Origin of the sequence: Paenibacillus sp. MABNR03 (assembly GCF_050455445.1) — a bacterium.
In the GTDB taxonomy this organism is placed as follows: Bacteria; Bacillota; Bacilli; order Paenibacillales; family Paenibacillaceae; genus Paenibacillus; species Paenibacillus xylanilyticus.
In genome coordinates, this window is record NZ_JBCIYR010000001.1 from 2,067,860 (window position 1) to 2,081,973 (window position 14,114).

The following is a 14,114-nucleotide window of genomic DNA, read 5'->3' on the forward strand; positions in this document are numbered from 1 at the left end:
CGATATCTATGACAACAAATTATGAATTATATAAAGTCTTTTACTGGGCAGCAAAAACGGGAAGTTTAACCCAAGCCGCGAAAGCACTCTATATCACTCAACCCAGCGTCAGCCATGCCATCAAGCAGTTGGAAGAGAGCTTTGGTCTTACGTTGTTTTACCGGAATTCCAAGGGAGTTGCATTGACTCAGGAAGGCGTTAGTTTATACTCCTACATCGAACAATCCCAGATTCTGATCTCACTCGCTGAAGAAAAAATGGCTGCTTTGAAAAGTCTCGACAGCGGAGAACTGAGAATTGGCGGCAGTGACTCCTTGTTCAAGCACTACATGCTTGCGTATTTGGAAGAATTCCATGTCCTGTATCCAAACATCAAGCTGCATCTGAGTCATGGAACAACACCCGAAGTCATTACGTTTCTGAAAGAGGGCAAAATTGATCTCGGTGTAGTACGTATGCCTATTGTCGATCCTCAGCTGGAAGTAAGGGAAAGCATCCAGCTCAAGGATTGCTTTGTCGCAGGTGAACGTTATGCCCAGTTGAAGGACAAAGTGATGACACTGGACATGCTGCTTGAACACCAACTGATTCTCTTCTCGCGGAACAGTCGGGTTCGGATGGCCATTACTGAGCTATTTAATAGCTATGGTTACACATTAAAGCCTGAAATTGAGGTCGGCAGCGTGGATTTGCTCATTGAATTTGCACGGCGGGGCTTGGGTATTTCCTATGTGACTCGTGAGTTTATCTCGAAAGAGCTGGAGGAGGGTTCTCTGTTTGAAATTCAGCTCGACGTCCCTCTTCCTCCTTCCCATGTGGGGATTATGACCAAACGAAATATGCCCATATCTTTGGCGGCAAACCGATTTATGGATCTTATTTTCAAAAGTTGAATATGTCTCTCCATACAGCAACAAGTGCTTCTTCTCCCAGACCTGGGAATTGAAGCACTTGTCTTTTTCGACCTTAATTTTGTGACGGTCTTGATCTCATTTCAGATTCGTGCAAGGTCTCATGCGTCGAAATCTCCATTTTTTTGATTCATTTGTTCCAGTTCGATTAATCGGCTCATAATTCGCTGCGGGATAATCTCAAACAGTTTGTCCCATGTCATAAACCTCTCTGGCTCCAATATATACTCCTTGAACTGCATGGCAGGCACAAAGGCTTTTGTCTGAAGATAGTCCCTGACACGGGCGTCAATCAATTCATTTGTTTGATAATAGTCTTTGAACAAGTCGTTCACTAACAGTCCGTCACAACCCGCTTTGACACCTGCAGCAGAGTACAAATCGGGCAGCAGCTCAAACACGACAGGAAGCGGCGAAAATGCGTGTTTACCGGGTTGTGAGTAGAGACAGACATGACGATCAACCATGTTCACCCGATCTTTCAGTAATCCCCGCAGCACCTTGCCATGGAAACTGACTTCACAATCCACTACTTCACCATCATGGCCAACATATACCCAAACATGCTCCAGTTCATACAGATGACCAATCTCGTAATCCCACCATATCGCATATTCAATGACAAATTGTACGGCCTCAAGCGGAAAAAGAATTTCGCGATTAAATGACGGAGAAGGTCCTGGCTTCTCCAATATGGAAATGCCGACTAAATCCGGATAAAATGGTTCATTCTGATCAAACATCAATATCGGTGCATAACTCATCGCTTTTTCCAATATTCCCGTTTTCGTGATCGTCATGAATGGTTTCCCTCCGTTACCTTGCTGTATTGAATATCTTCACGTTTATTTGCCATGTTCCTCCGCCAATCCTTTAATCGTGATCATCATAAGATACACCTATATTAACCAACAAATTTGAATGTGTACATTTCTGCAAAACAAAAGCCTGTAACCCGATTCATTTTCCGGTCACAGACTTGAACAGTTTCGTTGAAGCAGATACTATAGTTCACCTTTAGTTTTGGATGCCTGAGTAGCTTGATCCGAAACAGAGTCGACACAGCCAATCGGCGGTCCTAGGATGGCGTCATTTTTTATGGATGCAATTGCTTTGGCGTAAGCTTCTTCATCTATGCAGTAAGCTCTATGGGCAACTTCAGGAGGCGTTGCAGCTAGGAAGTCTGCACCCAGTACAATATCAGGTGTTGGCTGATCAAATATCGTTAACAAGTGCACATCATCCGTATCGGCCACAAACCAGTGAAACCATCCTTTTGGGAAAATGGAGACCTGGCCGGGCTTCAGATGGTAATTCATTCGCCTGCGGGTAAAGGGATCAAATACAGAAGTTGTAATCTCACCACTAATCAAAACAATCATTTCAGTCACGTTGGTATGCCAGTGAGGCTGAACAATAATACCTTTGCTCATGTGTACATTGAAGAATCCATTTTGAATCGCAGGCAGTTGTTCCCCGAATAATTGTGTAACATAATTACGCGCATCTCGCTGATAGTTCAAAACCGCATTGGAGTCACCCGCGAGCTGTACATTCGGGGATTGCAAAATAGGATTTATCATGCTATTATTTTCCTCCTTATGGACGTACATCTCATTGTTGTACTTTATGCGCCAGGAATTTAGATCATGCTGTCTAAAATGAACCTGCTGTTCATCTTTTTTCCTTGGTCTGTAACTTCTTGTGATCAATCACGTCTATAAGGTAAGAAACATTTATGAAGGAAGGGATATATTTTGAAGTGGAAACCAATTAAGTTTCTCGCACTTGGCATCATTGTCACTTCAGCTCTCTCGGCCTGCAGTGCAGCCCCTGAAGAGAGTGCCGAGCCTCAAACTGCGGAGACGGAGACGATTCAGGAACAACAGGATAAACCAACGGAAAGCAATACAGATACAAAAACAGAAGATACCGAATCAAGCAAGGAAACCAGTGAACCGGTTGAGGGCCAGCCACCGACCGTTACCGAAGCATCGACAACCATTATTAAAGCTCTTCAAGCAGAAGATATGGAAACCATAGCCTCTTGGGCCTCACAGGAAGGGGTTCGCTTCTCCCCTTTTGCCAACATTGATCCCGAAAATGATCTGGTGTTTAAACCGGATGAAATTAGCGGACTTCTAAAAGACACCACCAAATATGTATGGCGAAGCACGCCTGGTAACGAAGAGAGCATTGAAATGACTTATGCGGATTATCATCAAAAATATGTGTACAACAAAGACTTCATTCATGATGGGGAAAACGCCGTAAACGCCATGATTGGAGAAGATGCTCATCTCGGCAATTTACACGAGGTATACCCTGAAGCCAATCATGATTTTGTTGAATTCCATGTTAATGGCACAGAGCCAGACGGAAGAGACTGGCATACACTGCGTCTGGTATTTGAAAAGATCGGTCAGGACCACTCCCTTGTCGGAATTGTCCATGATCAATGGACACCCTGAACCATCTGATGTTCTAACGACTCATTAAGCTCGAATATTATCAATAACAACACCCCAAACCTGTTAAAACCAAGTCAGAAACCCCGTTCCAACGGACTATAGGGTACAAGCATAGAGTTATATAGGTTTTTGATGAGATAAGAGAATATCCATTTGGATAATTAAATGACTAAAAGCCTGGTTCCTTTTAGGAATCAGGCTTAAACTTTTCCAACAGTCATGCCGAGTCAAGTCAAACTTATGATGCTCGGACTGTTGTGCCGCAATATTCACATTCAGTCGACATATTCTGATACACTTTTGCCTTCGCCCCACAGCCTGGGCAATTCACTGAAACAGCCTCTTGTGGTTCCTCAAATTCCTCTTCATGCTCAGCGTACTCTTCATCGTATTCTTCTTCATAATACTCGTCATGGTTGGGGTGCTGATGGTGATAATAGTCAGCCCCATAAACATTAGGGTGAAATTTGGGTTTACTACACATTTTAATGCCCGTAACGAGCACGATAACACCAGGAATAAAAAAAATAATGGTACTAATGACGGCAACATCAGTTCCTTCTGATACTAGAAACAACGAGAAAAGAATAGTTAGAGATGAAATCAAAATTAATATGATCCCAAAAAATTTTTTCACAGCTTTTCCTCCTGAAACTTATGATTTGCTTGCAAATAAGTGTTGATTTCGCTCGGTTAACCGGTGTTTTAATTGTGATAATTGCGCAGACAGGCGCTCACTGTTTACCCCTTCACCGGATGCATATTGGTTGACGAGTTCATTATTCATTAATTCAATATCCAGTAAAATTTGGTGATCATTATATGTAAGTGAATCTGGAGTAATGGGATCACTGTACCTTACAAGCTCAATTAAAGAACTCACGTATCTTCTCTCCTCGTCTACAGTTGAAGCGGGGGCATCTTCCAATGTATGGAGAAATTGTTGGAGAGCTTTGTCGATTAGCTGAAGGGTTACGATTTTCGTTTGCCCGTCTGCTTCCTGACGATGCATATTTCGAATATAAATCATAATTATCCCACACAGAATTAATGCCAACGCCAATGTTACGATATGTACTAACGTGAACCAGCGAAGCGCAAAATGAGCTGTGCTTGTGAATAGAGAGTAAACTACTACACAAAGGAGGTAAATGACTGCAATTACACCTAACGCTGTATAGCCAGGTACAAATCGTTTAACCTGTTCCAAATTCCTCATGATATAACGTATATACATCCAGATCGCCGTAATCGCGACGTAGGAAGCGATCAGATTAATCCAAAATGCAACAGATACAACCGCATGATTAAATATCGTAAATGAAACGATTGAGGTTACCACCATACAGATCAGATAGATTGCATTTAAAATAAGGAAATCACTCTGTTTAGTAGTCACTAGACCTGTCCTCCCTCTTGCAGATTGTGTCCGCAATCCAGACAGAACTTCTGACCCGGTTTCACTTCATGGTGACATTGACTGCATTTTAATGCCAAACTGGTACCGCAATTACCGCAAAATTTGGTATTACCGGAATTCATATGGTTACATTTTGGACAGGGACTAGGCATGGGCTGATGGCACTGAATACACTCTAAGGCATTCTCTGAATTATCTGCTCCACACGAAGGGCATGCATGATATTTGTCACCGCAATTCGGGCAAAATTTGGTCCCCTTTTGCAATGCATGCCCACAATTATTACAGTTTGTTGATGCTGATTCCATCTTTAGGGACTTGCCACATTTACTGCAAAAAGAAGCGTATTCCTGATTCGGATGGTGACAATGTTCGCAAATATGCATTATAGGCGTTTCAGTAGTGGACATCACCCGTGACATCTGGGACATCTCGCTGCTGAAAGAGCCGCCAAGACCGACTCCCATACCCATGCCAAGCCCTGCACCCATAATGTCAGACTGCATACTTCCTTCATTTTTGGCTGCACCTTCGAGCGTATCGAAAGAACGTTCCTGTTGATAGGTATACCCAATAATATCCATTTCAGCTTTGCGTGCTAACGCTTCCCTCAATCGGATGACAGAAGGATCTTCTTCAGGCAGGTTCACATTGTGGATATATAAATTAATAAGTTCGATACCAAACTCTTCAAAGGTGGAAGCTATTGTATCTGCAAAATGTCGGGATATTTCTGCGATATATGCATTGATCTCCAAAACACTGACTTTTCTATGTATTAAATAGGATGACAACATGGAGTTAATATTCATGATAATCAGCCCGCGGAAGTAATTGATCATATTGACTTGGTTAAATTCAGACAATGTTCCCACCAGCTTGACCAAAAATTTACGCGAATCCGCGATTTTGATTCCCATCTGTCCAAAAGCCCTTACCGGGACTATAATATTGTATTTGGGATCCTGTATCTGAATCGGATTGGCTGTTCCCCATTTGACGTCCAGTGCGCTTACCTGATTTACATACCATACTTCTGCTGCAAAAGGGGACTTGCCACCGAACGGAAGGTTAACAATCCGGTTTAGAATCGGGATATTTGCGGTACTCAACGTATGACGACCCGGCCCAAATAAATCAAGAGCCCTTCCATCCTTGAAGAGTATAGCTTGCTGGGATTGATTCACAATCAGCTGCGTCCATGTCCCCAGTTCGTTCTCGGGATGCTTCCAGGCAAACACATCAGGTGAGCCATCATACTTAATTACATCAATAATCGCCATGTTTAATTCCTCACTTCAGTATATGATTACTACAAAGCTCAATGATATTGTGCCTACTATAGTTTTACATGCCAAAAAGTCTTAAGATCCACATCTATTATTCTATTGAATTCATGTTTAAGCATTGCTATTTTACCATTTCTAACCTCCTTTCGCATCAAAATAGTTCATTTTTCCTGTGTTATTTTTCCTAAATATTAATTAACGCTATACAAAAAAACCTCTTCCACTACTCAAATGTTAAAGAGGTTCAAATTATAGTTTCGTAGATTCTTTATCGGAAAGTATTGAGTCTTAGTATGGAATCCCTTCAATAAATGTTGCAGGTTCGGCCATCAATGCATCAAATGTTCCTACATTCTGATATTCCTGATGTTCCTGATGTTCCACATCTGTAATCTATTTTTTTGACTAAAATAGATACTGCATTATGCTCAAGCTTATCATGAAGAATAGATAGACATCGTTGCAGAGTATATCAGAGGTCTCCTCAAACTCAGACACAAAAATTTGAGCTCAGTACAGTTCCTGTGCTAATATTATGGACACCTATTTTTCATTGAGTTAAACAACAAGTTCAGAAAGGGACACTATGAATCCTTCATCCATACCAACCAAGTTAGGTCAAATTATCCCGCCATTGGATCTGCGTAGCTGCCTTGTCAGCGTACGTGGTGAGGTCATTTATGAACACTATCGTAATCAAGAAGCAGCGAGCCATATGGCCAAAATTAATTCGTGCACAAAGAGTGTGCTGTCTGCACTCATCTGTATCGCGATGGATCACGGTTGGCTGCCGGAGGCATCCACACCGATCTCTACCTTTTTTCCGGAGCTGGCATCGGATCCTGACTTGCGCAAACCGCTAATTACCCTGGAACAGCTGCTCACGATGACAGCTGGCTTTAACTGGGATGAGTTTGGCGGACAAAATTCTTTTCCACGCATGACACGCACCGATCACTGGGTGAACTTTGCGTTGGAGCAGCGCCTAAGTCATACACCAGGAACACATATGGAATATAATTCGGGGGTATCGCAAATACTTGCGGCCATCCTTATGCAACAAACTGGAATGAGCATAGCCGAGTTTGCGGAACGTTATTTGTTTGGCCCTTTGGAGATTAAGGAGTATCAGTGGGAGCGCGATCCACAGGGTGTACATACGGGTGGATTCGGAATGAAACTATTACCTGCCGATTTGCTTAAATTCGGTGAATTGTTCTTACAGCAAGGCATGTGGGATGGGGAAACCGTGATTTCGCGTGACCTGGTTGCCCGTTCTACAGAGCCAGCCATCACTGTCACCCCGCCGAATCGTGGAAGCTATGGATGGCACTGGTGGGTCGATACTTGCGTGGCAGATGAACCATCCGAATCAGGGAAAGATGGTAGTTCCATATCCGGGTCACAGTCTACCTCTATAGTTACCACTGAGCAGAACAAGCCTGTATTGAACTATTACTACGCACGAGGGTTTGGGGGGCAGTTCGTGTACATCGTCCCTGAGCTTGAACTTGTTACAGTCTTGACCAATGACAAGCGAAAAAAGGAAAAACCTCCACTTGATGTGTTCCCAAGATTAATTGCCCCTCAATTATTGAAATGCTTATAGACAGTTTCACTTGGTCCTTCTAAAACAATAACCCCCAAATCATGACCGGGTGCTGCCGGCGGATCGGGGGCTATTCGTTTATACCGACTCAACTCTTCAATTTGATCCCAGCGCCTCTTGAACGGCAAGCGTTATGGGATACGGACCCGACTCCTTATTGGAGAGTACCACCAGTTGTGTAGCATGATCCGGATACACGGACGACATGAACGACACGCCTGGATCGAACCCCATGACATGCACTTTGAAAATATCTCCTTCTTTCCGATCAATCCAAACACCCTGCCCATAGTAGGTTTCATCTTCTTCCTGTACATGGGGCGTAATCAACTTGTGCGTTGCCGATTCACTCAATAATTGATAATTCAATAAACCATCCCAGAAGCGAATCATATCCGCTGCTGTTGTGTATGCCCCACCATCTGCTCCACCCTTGACCGGAATCGAGAAAATGTTGGTGTGCCACGATCCGTCGTCATGATCGATATATCCGATCGCTGTGTTACGCGGAAGCTGATCGGTTAAGAAATATCCGGAATTCTTCATGCCACATCGGGTAAAAATATGTTTCTGCACATAGTCAGTGAACGACTGTCCGGTTTGTTCTTCCACAATCAAGCCTAATACAATAAAGGCCGCATTGTTATAGTGGAAACGTTCACCTGGAACCGACTTCATCGGCAGATGCTGGAACATTGGCAGAAAGTCACTGCCATTCCGCATGGCATAAACAGGCCGCTCTTTCCACAGGTCCGCGAAATCCTCCATGACTTCTTCATCAAAGTAATCCGGGATGCCCGAGGTATGCGTTAACAATTGATGTATCGTAATCTCTTTATCCCAAAGAGGAAAATCAATATTCAACGCATCTGCAAGCCTTGTGTCATAAGACAGCCTGCCCTGTTCAATTAGTTGGCAGATACTCACCGCAGTGAAGATCTTGCATCCAGAAGCAATCCCAAACCGGGTATCTGTCTGATTGGAAATTTCATCGCTGCGATTGGCATATCCACGACTCAGATTCAAGAGTGTCCGCCCATTTTGTTTTAACAAAACTACACCTGAAAAATCAATCCGATTCATCTCTTCTTCTATCTTGCGTGTCAATTCCGTTACATTCATCATCATATCAATCCTTTATCTTCTTTTCATTTGCTTCCTATATTGTGACTGTGATTACGCGACGTTATATATGAATCAATGAGTAAAAGAGGAATGCAATCACCTACAGACTATTCTATGTATGCTCTAGCTTTGTTTTATTTCTTCATCATCCTTTCTATTCCTGCACATTCTCACCAAATAACGGATACTATCCCCACTAATTTCAAAAAGCGTTGAGACAAGAAGACCTCTTCCAGAATATCTCTGAAGGAGGCCTTAAGGGTGGAATATCACTTCTCAATTGCAGATCTTGTATTGATGAGATAGTACAGCGACACATAGATGGTAAGAATAAATATGCCAAAGAACATGCAAAATGCAAGTGATGGGCGGCTGACACTCTCAACCATCAGTTTAATTAACATATCACGATTGGTTAAGGCATCCCAGCTGTTCAAACGGTAAACCCGCCCGAGCAGTACACCGTAACTCCCCAATGCACATCCTGCCAGTACAAAGACCCACGATGCCACACTTCCAATTTTCCGATAAATGACTTCCTGCAGCTGATACATGGACAAAAAACCAAGCAGCACGCCTGTCCAGACAAACATGAGTACAACAATCAGATCATACCAGTATTTGTAATCGAGACCGTTGCCAGCATAATAACGCGAGCTTCGTGCCGTCAGATGAACAAGATCCGTTACGATATAAGATGAATTCGGGAAAAAAAGTAGCCACATTAGCGCACATGCCACTGCAAGCCATGGAGCAGCCCTCCACTTCACGTAACTGAACCCATACGCAATATAAGAAAAGACAAACGGAATCCATCCTAAAAACAGATTCCAGATAAGAAATCGAAAATATTGCTGGTCCAGCCAATCTGCGGCTATATAATACAACCCTACCGTCACAACAGTTACCAAGCTAAGGAAAATAAAAACTTTAATATAATTCAGTTGTCTCAACGAGTCTACCTCACTTATTTTTCGGAAATGTCGTTCCCTTGTATCGTTTATCATAACAATGCATTATATTAAATACACTACACTAGGATCATACCATGTCCTTAATAAGAATCAAATTCGCTTACATTCAGATACGATTCAGCACATGCGATATATCCGTTCCACTCCGTTTCGCCAATATCCATATCACTGTTTTACTTGCTTCCATTACCAAAAACCGGTTTAATCTATGCACAGACCATTTGGGGAGGGAATAATGTATGCGCTTGAAACACAGGATCAAACTGGGTTTTCTTGCTTTTACACTGGGTTGTACTACGATTGGTGTCTCTTTTGTACCTCCAACAGCATCAGCGGCCTCTGTGCCAGCTTCCAAAGCTGTGTATTCAAAGTTTCAGATCTATTGGAAAAATGCCAAAAACTCTTCGTCCAGTCTTATTCAGGCTCGTAAATATTTGACGAATCATATAAAGGAAGTTAGTCCATGGCAAGCCACGTTGATGACATTGCAGCTTGAGAACGTCCAGAAAATCAAGCTCGCTGAAATGGATGAGACGATATATAGCAATCCGGTGCAAAGTGCCCTCTTTGATGCACATTCCAAAATGGGTTATGAACAAAAACTGACGTACACCAGTCTGCTTAAGGAAATTAAGGAGCCTTCCATTCGCCGCCTTTTGCAAGAGGCATCCGATCTGGGGTTCAAGCTGGAGACCAGTGAAGGCATCTATTATCCCATCATCAATTATGAAATGTACAAGAAGTTCCAGCCTTATGTGAAACCAGACATTGCTGCATACATTAATATCATGGCTGACGAATCCAATCAAGCCACTATTTCTGATGCGGCCATCTCCGTCACTTGGGATGAACTCATCCGGCGTACCCTGGAGAAGGAAGCTTTTCTGCGTAACTTCCCGAACTCCAATCGCACTTCTGCCATTCAGAACTCCCTGATTGTCCATTATATCTTTTACGGCAGTGACAATTCTCCTGCTTATGACTGGTACACCGATGAAGAGGTTCGCACGCTCGATCCTGAAGTGAAAAATGCATACGAGAAGGCGATCAAAAACAGGGATGCCAACACCCAAAGTGTTCTTCTGGATACCATTGAACAAATTGTTGAACTCCTGAATCAAAACCATGATGAGCTTACTCCTCAAATACAGAAAATGATTGAATCCGTCGAAGACCAATTCGTCAATTCATGAATTTGACAATTCAAAACGCAAAAAGCGGCTGTTCCTCTAGCAGGAGCATGCCGCTTTTCTTTTTTCCAAAATCACTTCATTATAATTCAATTGGCTATCGTTGAGACTCTTGTCAGTTTATCTGGGTTTACGACCAGATAAACGGCCTCGATGCGTTCACCCGATGAATCGGGTTGAAGACATAATACCTCGCTTAACTTCCCCTCTTTCATAAGTGCAACGTGAAGCTCTCCATTGATAACCGTGGGCACCCATTCCCGTTCCCTTAATCGGGTAAGCACACGTCTGGAGGTCAGAAGAGCCATGACGCCCTTGTGAACCATCATGGATTTCATAACTGTATGCACCCGCCCACCACCATCTGCGGTAAATACAGGTTGTTCAGAGAGAAGATCAAGCATGGCAGTCACATCATAATTGAGAAAAGCGGTCGTGAAACGCGCAAGCAATTTTTCTTTGGCAGCACGATCCACCTGGGTCTGTTCCTTGTCAGGAAGTTGATCCGGCAGGTTGCGTCTGGCCCGACTAAATATCTGACGGCAATTGCTCTCCGTTTTGCCCAGCCAATCTGCGATCTCCCGGTACTCGTATTGGAATGCTTCACGAAGAACGAATACAGCGCGCTCCACGGGTGTGAGACGTTCCAGAAGAACCAGGTAGGCATAAGAGATCATTTCCTTCTGCTCGAAGGATTCTTCAGGCAGAATCCCCATCTCACCTATGGGTTCAGGAAGCCATTCACCAACATAATGTTCTCTCTGATTACGGGCAGAATTGAGGAAATTCAGGCTCCGGTTCACCACGAGTTTGGCTATGTAGGATTTGGGGTTACGGATGATCTCGGCAGATTTGCCCTGCAGGCCTGTAAAACAGTCCTGAACAACATCCTCCGCCTCCACAACACTTCCAAGCATTCGGTAAGCAATGGAGAACGCATACGCTTTATAACGAATATACAGTTCACCAACTTCCAGAGAAGACTCTTCTGGCTCATTAGTGGGATAATCAGGATTCATTTGAATGGCCTCCTCTGGCAGTGGTTATTGTATATGTTTAATTAAAACAGCCGGGATACATGCCTGTCGTAATTGCAATTCGGTTCCAGTTGTTGATGGTATTGATCGCCATGATCAGATCCACCAGTTCAGCTTCATTAAAGTGTTCACGAACCTTGTTATACAATTCCAGTGGCACGCCCTGTTGCGAAATTTGAGTCACTGCTTCAGCCAGTTCAAGCATAACACGTTCTTTTTCCGTAAACAAAGGAGCCTCACGCCAAACACTAAGCATCAAAATATGATCTGCATAATTGCCCAGCTTCATCAAATCTTTGGCATGCATATCAAGACAAAACGCGCAGCCATTGATTTGGGATACTCTGATTTTTAACAGCTCATATAATACTTTGTCTTCAAATTGACCCGACACAAACTGCTCCATTGCCAATAATGCCTTGAAAGCTCCCGGATTCACTGCTCTGTGGTTCATTCTCAAATTCATTTCATTCGCCTCCGTATTGTAGTGTACATACTGAAGACAAATGAGCTGCGGAATCTGTGACACACATTCAAAAAAATTTACGATGGGGCAATTAATATCTCCAGCCGTTGCCGATAAAAGGGCGCTGTACCGAGTATGGCATATAACCTGTCTCTGACGGCATATAGGCAGCATTCGGATGATGTTCATATGTTGGGTTCATTGGATCGGAATACATAATTTCCGGACTTGGCGCGTACTGCATTTGTACATAAGGCTGAGCGTTCGGCTGGCTGTTGGGTTTTGGCATGTTTTCAGCAGCTGGCGACACTTGAGTCGCACAATCTGCAGGTGGTCCAATGAAGACCGTTTTTTGAATAGGAGCAAATGTTTCCTTAACCTTGTTCTCATCCAGACAGTACGTATGGGCCAGCACACTCGCAGGCGTAAGGCGCAGAATGTCCGAACCAAATATTGCTTCAGGAACGGGTGCATCAAAAATGGCCAGCAGGTGAGTATGATCTGCAGTTGCAATTTCATAGTGCCACCAGCCTTGGGGAACATTCGCTACCTGACCTGGATTAATGGGGAAGTTTAACAATTCGTTAGTAAAGGGGTTGATTAGAGAAACTACAGCAGAACCACTGATGCAGTATACAAGCTCTGTTGCGTTCTGGTGAATGTGCGGCTCTACTACATTGCCAGTACTCAAATAAATATCAAGCAGGGATGCATTTCCCAATGTATTTAACTGTTTAATGGAGAGGGAGTTAATATAGTTATTATCATCCTTTTTGAACAGTTGATTCTGGTTCACATCATACGTAAACTGAGTCGTTGGTAAAGTGTAATCCATATAAGAGGTTGCCAAAATATAACGCCTGCCCTTCGCTCATGGTTTAGGTAAAAACCTATACGCCAGCTTATGCCCTGGGCACATATGCGTGAGCCCATTTCTCCAAGAGTGGATGCAGGACAAACAACCCTATCCTGAATATATCTAAATCTGGATTTGCTTTCACGATTAACTGAATCATATAGATATTAAAACTTTTTGGAGTAGGCTGCTGTACAATTGTAAAAAATGCAAAATAACGTTGATTACATTATCAAGATTTTTTAAATAAAAAAAAGACAGGATCAAGAGAAATCACTCTTAATCCTGTCTGACTGTTCAGAAGATGCGCGTGGAGGGACTTGAACCCCCACGTCAAAGACGCTAGATCCTAAGTCTAGTGCGTCTGCCAATTCCGCCACACGCGCATATATGGTAGCGGCAGAGGGGATCGAACCCCCGACCTCACGGGTATGAACCGTACGCTCTAGCCAGCTGAGCTACGCCGCCACACTATGTAATAAAAAACACCCCAGTGGGGTTTCGCTTGGCAACGTCCTACTCTCCCAGGACCCTTCGGTCCAAGTACCATCGGCGCTAGAGGGCTTAACGGTCGTGTTCGGGATGGGTACGTGTGGAACCCCTCCGCTATCGCCACCAAACGAGCATTTGTGAAACAAATGCGTTCAGAGATTATTCTCTGAAAACTAGATCCGAAACGAACTTGCGACTAAAACCTGCATATTGGATAAGCCCTCGACCGATTAGTACTGGTCAGCTCCATGCATTGCTGCACTTCCACCCCCAG

14 protein-coding genes, 2 tRNA genes and 1 rRNA gene are annotated in these 14,114 nt (G+C 43.5%); 4 read left to right on the forward strand and 13 right to left on the reverse strand.

What is annotated here, in order from left to right; genetic code table 11:
* The first annotated feature begins 8 nt into the window (after positions 1-8).
* Positions 9-893 carry a LysR family transcriptional regulator gene (locus AAIH57_RS08720; RefSeq protein ID WP_175399110.1) on the forward strand — a complete coding sequence of 295 codons (885 nt, stop codon included), beginning with the start codon at positions 9-11 and terminating at the stop codon, positions 891-893.
* Positions 894-1,012: 119 nt separating this feature from the next.
* Here the strand turns inward: AAIH57_RS08720 and AAIH57_RS08725 are convergent, their stop codons facing one another.
* A complete protein-coding gene (locus AAIH57_RS08725; protein WP_430021279.1) occupies positions 1,013-1,711 on the reverse strand; it encodes a hypothetical protein in 699 nt (232 codons plus the stop codon).
* A 204-nt stretch (positions 1,712-1,915) separates the two neighbouring features.
* A complete protein-coding gene (locus AAIH57_RS08730) occupies positions 1,916-2,494 on the reverse strand; it encodes a cupin domain-containing protein (protein WP_175399112.1) in 579 nt (192 codons plus the stop codon).
* A gap of 174 nt (positions 2,495-2,668) precedes the next feature.
* Here AAIH57_RS08730 and AAIH57_RS08735 point away from each other — a divergent pair, with 174 nt between their 5' ends.
* Entirely contained in the window at positions 2,669-3,382 is a 714-nt protein-coding gene (locus AAIH57_RS08735) for a hypothetical protein (RefSeq protein WP_430021280.1), read from the forward strand.
* A gap of 238 nt (positions 3,383-3,620) precedes the next feature.
* Here the strand turns inward: AAIH57_RS08735 and AAIH57_RS08740 are convergent, their stop codons facing one another.
* The 3 genes from AAIH57_RS08740 to AAIH57_RS08750 are packed head-to-tail and all read right to left on the reverse strand — an operon-like array spanning position 3,621 to position 6,085.
* Positions 3,621-4,019, reverse strand: a complete 399-nt coding sequence (locus tag AAIH57_RS08740) for a hypothetical protein (protein WP_430021282.1) — start codon at positions 4,017-4,019, stop codon at positions 3,621-3,623.
* 18 nt (positions 4,020-4,037) lie between these two features.
* A complete protein-coding gene (locus AAIH57_RS08745; protein ID WP_430021283.1) occupies positions 4,038-4,781 on the reverse strand; it encodes a hypothetical protein in 744 nt (247 codons plus the stop codon).
* The gene (locus AAIH57_RS08750; RefSeq protein WP_430021284.1) at positions 4,781-6,085 is read right to left on the reverse strand and encodes an SPFH domain-containing protein; all 1,305 of its coding nucleotides are present in this window, start codon (positions 6,083-6,085) and stop codon (positions 4,781-4,783) included. Before AAIH57_RS08750 ends, AAIH57_RS08745 begins: the two co-directional genes overlap by 1 nt.
* A gap of 592 nt (positions 6,086-6,677) precedes the next feature.
* Here AAIH57_RS08750 and AAIH57_RS08755 point away from each other — a divergent pair.
* Complete coding sequence (locus AAIH57_RS08755) at positions 6,678-7,700, forward strand: serine hydrolase domain-containing protein (RefSeq protein WP_430021286.1); 1,023 nt, start codon at positions 6,678-6,680, stop codon at positions 7,698-7,700.
* 96 nt (positions 7,701-7,796) lie between these two features.
* Here the strand turns inward: AAIH57_RS08755 and AAIH57_RS08760 are convergent, their stop codons facing one another.
* Together AAIH57_RS08760 and AAIH57_RS08765 are read right to left on the reverse strand one after the other, a co-directional pair.
* On the reverse strand, positions 7,797-8,825 hold the full coding sequence (locus tag AAIH57_RS08760) for a serine hydrolase domain-containing protein (RefSeq protein WP_175399171.1): 1,029 nt from the start codon (positions 8,823-8,825) through the stop codon (positions 7,797-7,799).
* A 269-nt stretch (positions 8,826-9,094) separates the two neighbouring features.
* Complete coding sequence (locus tag AAIH57_RS08765; RefSeq protein WP_430021287.1) at positions 9,095-9,778, reverse strand: DUF1361 domain-containing protein; 684 nt, start codon at positions 9,776-9,778, stop codon at positions 9,095-9,097.
* Between the two features lie 260 nt (positions 9,779-10,038).
* On the opposite strand from AAIH57_RS08765, the gene AAIH57_RS08770 reads away from it, so the two are divergent.
* Positions 10,039-10,992 (forward strand): hypothetical protein, encoded by a 954-nt coding sequence (locus AAIH57_RS08770; protein ID WP_430021289.1) that lies wholly within the window; start codon positions 10,039-10,041, stop codon positions 10,990-10,992.
* Positions 10,993-11,078: 86 nt separating this feature from the next.
* Here AAIH57_RS08770 and AAIH57_RS08775 read toward each other — a convergent pair whose 3' ends face one another.
* The 6 genes from AAIH57_RS08775 to rrf all read right to left on the reverse strand — a co-directional run bounded on the left by AAIH57_RS08775 (position 11,079) and on the right by rrf (position 13,968).
* Positions 11,079-12,008: a sigma-70 family RNA polymerase sigma factor gene (locus tag AAIH57_RS08775; protein ID WP_175399120.1), complete on the reverse strand. Its 930-nt coding sequence runs from the start codon at positions 12,006-12,008 to the stop codon at positions 11,079-11,081.
* A gap of 37 nt (positions 12,009-12,045) precedes the next feature.
* Positions 12,046-12,492, reverse strand: coding sequence for a carboxymuconolactone decarboxylase family protein (locus tag AAIH57_RS08780; RefSeq protein WP_430021290.1), 447 nt, complete (start codon positions 12,490-12,492; stop codon positions 12,046-12,048).
* 91 nt (positions 12,493-12,583) lie between these two features.
* Positions 12,584-13,342 (reverse strand): cupin domain-containing protein, encoded by a 759-nt coding sequence (locus tag AAIH57_RS08785; protein ID WP_430021292.1) that lies wholly within the window; start codon positions 13,340-13,342, stop codon positions 12,584-12,586.
* Between the two features lie 311 nt (positions 13,343-13,653).
* Positions 13,654-13,734: transfer RNA gene (locus AAIH57_RS08790), tRNA-Leu, on the reverse strand.
* A gap of 5 nt (positions 13,735-13,739) precedes the next feature.
* Positions 13,740-13,816 (reverse strand) — tRNA-Met (locus AAIH57_RS08795).
* 35 nt (positions 13,817-13,851) lie between these two features.
* Positions 13,852-13,968 (reverse strand): 5S ribosomal RNA (gene rrf, locus AAIH57_RS08800).
* Between the last annotated feature and the right edge of the window lie 146 nt (positions 13,969-14,114).